The organism is Pedobacter sp. (genome assembly GCF_045628745.1).
Taxonomy (GTDB): domain Bacteria; phylum Bacteroidota; class Bacteroidia; order Sphingobacteriales; family Sphingobacteriaceae; genus Pedobacter.
The window spans coordinates 1-1,645 of the sequence record NZ_JAZQPU010000069.1 but is presented as its reverse complement, the minus strand read 5'-3'; the positions used below and the strand labels follow the sequence as shown (position 1 = coordinate 1,645).

Genomic DNA, 1,645 nt, shown 5'->3' with positions numbered 1-1,645 from the left:
GCAGGTTATAAGTAAGTCCACAATAACCAAAAAACAATGATGGAAACAATAATAGCTATCCAATAGGATAGTCTAGAACTTGAAATATCACTTCTGTACTTATATTTTCTTTTAAAATCTCCAGGTCCCATATGTCCTCCTTCTGTTAATGATGAATGGTTTCACTAAAATCCATAAAATAATTTATTATTCGTGGTGGTAAGGCTCGCCTTTTAAAATGCTAAAGGCACGGTAAAGTTGTTCTACAAAGAATAACCTCACCATTTGGTGAGAGAAGGTCATCTCCGATAGGGAGATACTTGAATTTGAGCGATTGTAAATACTTTCGTCAAAGCCATAAGGGCCACCAATAATAAATACCAAATGTTGAACACTGCCAATCATTTGTTTGTTTAAATAATTTGAAAATGAGACAGAACTGTGTTTTTTGCCCTTCTCATCTAAAAGTACCACCACATCTAAGTTGCTCAGCTGTTTCATGATCAATGCGGCTTCTTTATCTTTCTGCTGGGCTTCGGTTAAGTTTTTGGTGTTTTTTAATTCCGGTATCACCACCAGGTTAAAGCCAATATAATGCTTCAACCTGCTCAGGTATTTCTCAATACCCTCAATCAGGTATTTATCTTCGGTTTTACCCACCACCAATAAGGTTATCTTCATCAGTTTATAGCTATTTATAAAAGCAATGAAGTGTACACTAAAAAATTAAATCTCTGTTTACACCTCCTGCCAGAAAAGGCAAAGTTAAACAACTTTGGCACAAGCTCCACGCCATGCTTTAATTGTCTGCCTATTTACTGTATTTTTATTTCTACATTAGTTCCATTGCTTGCTTTAAAAATCCAAGCCTGCAATGGAAACGCATTAACCTCTCTACAACGCTATGACCTTTAAAATGATTGGCCAAAAGCCAGCCTATCAATTCCTTCTGTTTTCCTTTGTTTTGATGTTTTGTTTTTCAGGCAAAGCCCATGCGCAGAAAAATTACTTCTATGGCTCTATGAAAGTTCCGGTGGAAGCCTTCATCACTTCCATGCTCACCGAACCAGAAATTATAAATGGTGTTGAACAATATAAAGGCGATACGAGCAATGGATTTTTGTTTGATCTTGGTTATGGTATTCCGCTCCATCGCTATTTTACTGTAGAGGCGGGGGCCGAGCTTTATCTCTATAGCCCTAAGGATAGAAAGTACCAGCATCCCCAGCCGGAAACAGATGTGTATGATGAACTCAAAATTATTCATCGCACCGTGGCTTTCCAGCTTAAGCCCGTTTTAACTTTTGACCTGGATGATGAGCAAACCATGTTCAGAATTTCTTGTGGCCTCAACTATCAAAAATTAAGCTCCACTGGAATATATGATGTTTTCCAGGCATTGGCACAAGAGCAGGTTTTTAAAGAGCGACTATCGACACGTTCGGCTTCGGGTTATGCTTTTACTTGTAGGCCTGCCATTGGTTTAGATTTTATGCTCAGTGAAAAATGGGGGGCAGGCTTCGACCTCACCTATGTTACCGTAGACTGGAATAAGAACCTGGAACAGCTAAAATTTAACCGCCTTAACCCTGTGTCTATCCGGGGGGATAAAAGCTCTGGCGTTTTTTTATCTATGAGAGTCCTCTTTAGGTAGTAATATTTGGTA

Annotated in this window: 2 protein-coding genes; one reads left to right on the top strand and one right to left on the bottom strand. The window is 38.7% G+C overall.

What is annotated here, in order from left to right:
* Nucleotides 1-186 precede the first annotated feature (186 nt).
* Nucleotides 187-660: a 23S rRNA (pseudouridine(1915)-N(3))-methyltransferase RlmH gene (gene rlmH, locus ACR2F7_RS03385; RefSeq protein ID WP_432712184.1), complete on the bottom strand. Its 474-nt coding sequence runs from the start codon at nt 658-660 to the stop codon at nt 187-189.
* 223 nt (nt 661-883) lie between these two features.
* Between rlmH and ACR2F7_RS03380 the strand changes: the two genes are divergently transcribed.
* The gene (locus ACR2F7_RS03380; RefSeq protein ID WP_432712183.1) at nt 884-1,633 is read left to right on the top strand and encodes a hypothetical protein; all 750 of its coding nucleotides are present in this window, start codon (nt 884-886) and stop codon (nt 1,631-1,633) included.
* Nucleotides 1,634-1,645: the final 12 nt, after the last annotated feature.

Bases quoted from the DNA above. Each gene is read 5' to 3' on its own strand.
- rlmH (WP_432712184.1), bottom strand. From the start codon at position 660: ATGAAGATAACCTTATTGGTGGTGGGTAAAACCGAAGATAAATACCTG.
- ACR2F7_RS03380 (WP_432712183.1), top strand. From the start codon at position 884: ATGACCTTTAAAATGATTGGCCAAAAGCCAGCCTATCAATTCCTTCTG.